Below are 3136 nucleotides of genomic sequence, written 5' to 3'. Positions count from 1 at the left end.
CGCCTGCGCGGACGGCACGCTTTCGTGTGGATCGGGCGGGCGGGCGCGCCCATGCCGCGGCGCGAGCCCGGCTGCGCCCGCGCGCATCCGCATCCTTGCCATAGCCCGGCGCCGCGCGCATAGTACGCCCACCACGAACATCCCCACACGCCCGCGCGCCCGCCCGAACCCACCCCCGCCGGCTCGCGCACGAAACCCCCGGGCATCACCCCTCGTAGTGCGCCGCATGACAAAGACGACGACCGACGTGGGGGGCAAGCGCTCCCCCTTCTCCAGCAACCGGCCCAACCCGATGCAAAACATCAAGACCGTGATGATGGGCGCAGGCGCGTTCCTCCTGCTCCTGCTGGTGTTCATAATGGGCACCAACTCCTTTACGCGGGTGGACAGCACCGAGCATTGCGTGCTCACCCGCTACGGGTCGGTGGTGAAGCGCAAGATGAGCACGGGGCTGAACTTTACCCCGCTCGCGGACCCCACCTGCTTCAAGATGACGCAGCGCAACTTTCCCGAGAACGAAGACGGCAAGGAAGTGATCCAGGCCACCACGGCCGACCCGGTGACGGTGGAGGGCGATGTCGCGGTCACCTGGAGCTACAACCCCAGCTCCATCTACCAGGTGTTCCTGGACAAGCGCACGCCCGAGGCCGCCGAGACCGAGGTGCTGAACGCCGTGCGCGAGGGCTACCGCAACGCGCTGAACGCGTGGACGGTCAACCGCATCTTCTCGGCGCAGCGGGCCAACCTGTCGGAAGACGTGCGGCGGCAGATCCAGTCGAAGCTGGGCAACCGCGCCATCATCCACCAGGTGTTCGTGCGCGACATCCGCATTCCGCCCGCCATCGAGCAGGCGCGCATCGCGGCGGCGCAGCAGGCGCAGGTGCTCGACAAGGCGCAGAAGCAGTTCGTGATCGACAGCGTAGAGGCGCGCGGCCGCGTGATGCGCGCCGAGGCCGATGCCCGCGCCAAGGAGCTGGAGGCACGCTCCTACGCCGCCAACCCGGCGCTGATCCAGCTGGAAAGCGCCAAGGCCATGAGCCAGGGCCTGTCGCAGGCCTGCCGCGGCGTGCAGACCTGCGTGATCGGCGGGAGCGTGATGGATACCTGGAAGAGCCAGGGGCCATGATCGGGCCGGCGGTGTTCCTCCTGCTGGTGATCGTGGTCGGCGGGGCCATTTTCGCCAACGTGTCGGCCTTCAACCAGATCGCCGCGCTCAAGCGGCAGCTGGCGGACGTGGAGCGCGAGCGGGCGCGCGACCGGGAGCTTCTGGAAGCGGTGCTGCTGGAAGATCCCGGCAAGGTCCGGCGGCTCGTGGGCACTCGCCCGCCCGCCGCGTAGCCGATCTCCGCCGGACGAGACGAGATGGGGCTGCCGTGTACGCCACGGCAGCCCCTTTTCGCCATCTGGGCGATCGAACCCTGGAAAGCCCCGGCTCGGGCCGCTGCCGCGCCTCGCCCGGGGCGTGCCCTGCACGCACACCGCACCTGCCGAAGCCGCACGATGTCATCCCGATGGAGCGGCCCCGGCAACCCTGCCCGTACGCCGTAATCGGCAGCGACTGAGGGATCCGCCACACACTACGCCCGACGCGCCACTCTCCGCCGTTCGCTCATTGTCGTGTCGTCCCTGCCGCGCTTCGAACGCCCGAACAGACGGGCCCCGCGCATCCGCCACCGTCGAGCACCACGCGCGGTGTGTGGCGGATCCCTCAGTCGCTGCGAACCGCGGTGCCGGGGCCGGTTGGGCGTGGCCGCTTCTTCGGGATGACAAATCGCGTCGGCGAGTGCGGTGCGGGTGCGGTTCGCCGCGATGCAGAGGGCGGCGAGCCGCCTCACCTGGAGGCTACCGCACGACCACGCGCTGCTGGACCATGAGGTCACCGCCGTTGCGCACCTCCAGCAGCAACGCGCCCGGGCGTGACACCACCAGCTCGAAGTCGAACGTTTCACCCACGCTGGTACGCAGCCGTGCCGGGCGTGGCTCCCGCGCCTCAGCCGCGAGGGGTGCTGCATCCTTCGCCAACGGGCGCCATTCGACCGGCACCGGCTCCGGCCCGGATACATCCAGCAGGGCCACGTCGGCCGTGTTGCTTTCGGTGATGTTGATGAGCCGCACCCGGTATCTCGCTCCCGCCACGAGCGACAGCTCCCGCGGCCGGCGCTCCCCGTTGAGGAGCAGGAACGCTTTGTCCCCGTCCCCGCGCTCACGCCCGCCGACGATCCACACGATCTCGGTTTCCGGACGGTATGCCTCGGTGGGCTCCAGCACGATGAGCGGTCCGTAGAGGCCGTCGCCCATCTGCGTCGATGAGAGCGCGTGCGAGTGATAGATGAAGGTTCCGCTCTTCGGTGGGGTCATCAGCGCGTCGAACGATTCTCCCGGGCCGATGGCGGGCGAGAGCCGGCCGCCCGCGCCGCCGCCCGGCCCCCCGGTCCACCCCGGCGCGCCGTCGAAGTAGCTCTCCAGCTCGATCCCGTGCCAGTGCAGGGCCGTGGGCTCGGCGAGCTGGTTCATCACGGTGATCGTCGCGGGAACGTCACGCCTCAGCACGATGGCCGGCCCCACCGCCGCGGATTGGGATGCCGAGCCCTCGCGGCCCGGCTCCTCGACGCGGTTGGCGATCACGGGCGTGGCGCCGGGCGCGGTGGGATGGGGGAGCACGGTCAGCCGAACTCGGTGCCGGGTGGAGCCGGATTCCACGGCGGGTGTCGGCTGCCCGCGCGGCGCGCGGACATGGATGCCCAGGATCATCCCCGCCATGTCGCGTTCCATCTCGTGCCCGCCGTGGGGCGCGGCGTGGTCCCGGCGGCGGGGCGTCGCCGCGGTGTACGCGCTCCCGAAGGCACCGGTTCCCGGCACGTCCGGAAACCCCCACGTGGCGTCGGGGCCGGAGTGGGCCTTCAGATGGCAGTGCACGAGCCAGTTGCCGGAGCGCTCGGGCACCCAGGCCATCGCCATCGTCCCGCCGGGGTTCATCCGCTCGGTGACGACGCTTCGCTGCCGTGCCGGGGCATACGCCGTGTCCCGCGCGCCATCTCCCACCGCGTCTACCCGGAAGTAGAACCCGTGCAGGTGAATGGGGTGGTGCTCGTCGGTCGTATTGATCCACCGCCAGCGGACGCTGTCGCCCACCGTG

3 protein-coding genes are annotated in these 3136 nt (G+C 70.4%); 2 read left to right on the top strand and 1 reads right to left on the bottom strand.

The features are described from left to right. Positions 1-226 precede the first annotated feature (226 nt). Both VIB55_RS18610 and VIB55_RS18605 read left to right on the top strand, forming a co-directional pair. Positions 227-1126, top strand: coding sequence for an SPFH domain-containing protein (locus VIB55_RS18610; protein WP_331878172.1), 900 nt, complete (start codon positions 227-229; stop codon positions 1124-1126). Continuing rightward, positions 1123-1338 (top strand): hypothetical protein, encoded by a 216-nt coding sequence (locus VIB55_RS18605; RefSeq protein WP_331878171.1) that lies wholly within the window; start codon positions 1123-1125, stop codon positions 1336-1338. Before VIB55_RS18610 ends, VIB55_RS18605 begins: the two co-directional genes overlap by 4 nt. A 504-nt stretch (positions 1339-1842) precedes the next feature. Here VIB55_RS18605 and VIB55_RS18600 read toward each other — a convergent pair. Beyond that, positions 1843-3136, bottom strand: a 1294-nt coding sequence (locus VIB55_RS18600; RefSeq protein ID WP_331878170.1) for a multicopper oxidase domain-containing protein, incomplete at its 5' end; no start/stop codon positions are given.

Source organism: Longimicrobium sp., assembly GCF_036554565.1.
GTDB lineage: Bacteria > Gemmatimonadota > Gemmatimonadetes > Longimicrobiales > Longimicrobiaceae > Longimicrobium.
Note: the sequence above shows the minus strand (reverse complement) of the source record. Positions and strands in the feature narration are given on the sequence as shown.

Bases quoted from the DNA above. Each gene is read 5' to 3' on its own strand.
- VIB55_RS18610 (WP_331878172.1), top strand. From the start codon at position 227: ATGACAAAGACGACGACCGACGTGGGGGGCAAGCGCTCCCCCTTCTCC.
- VIB55_RS18605 (WP_331878171.1), top strand. From the start codon at position 1,123: ATGATCGGGCCGGCGGTGTTCCTCCTGCTGGTGATCGTGGTCGGCGGG.